The organism is Vibrio mytili (assembly GCF_000830505.1).
GTDB classification, from domain to species: domain Bacteria; phylum Pseudomonadota; class Gammaproteobacteria; order Enterobacterales; family Vibrionaceae; genus Vibrio; species Vibrio mytili.
Window position 1 is genome coordinate 1 of record NZ_JXOK01000064.1, and the last position, 227, is coordinate 227.

Below are 227 nucleotides of genomic sequence, written 5' to 3' on the forward strand. Positions count from 1 at the left end.
AAGAACATCCCCCAAGATGTTCGACTTAGTGTCCCGTTCGTCTAGAGGCCTAGGACACCGCCCTTTCACGGCGGTAACAGGGGTTCGACTCCCCTACGGGATACCATTGGGTCGTTAGCTCAGTTGGTAGAGCAGTTGACTTTTAATCAATTGGTCGCAGGTTCGAATCCTGCACGACCCACCATTTCCTTCCACGGAAATGCTTGCGTTTCGGTAAGAAAATAATG

2 tRNA genes are annotated in these 227 nt (G+C 50.7%); both read left to right on the plus strand.

The features are described 5' to 3' along the window. The first annotated feature begins 30 nt into the window (after positions 1-30). Positions 31-106 (plus strand) — tRNA-Glu (locus SU60_RS16670). Positions 107-108: 2 nt separating this feature from the next. Next, positions 109-184 (plus strand) — tRNA-Lys (locus tag SU60_RS16675). Positions 185-227 lie beyond the last annotated feature (43 nt).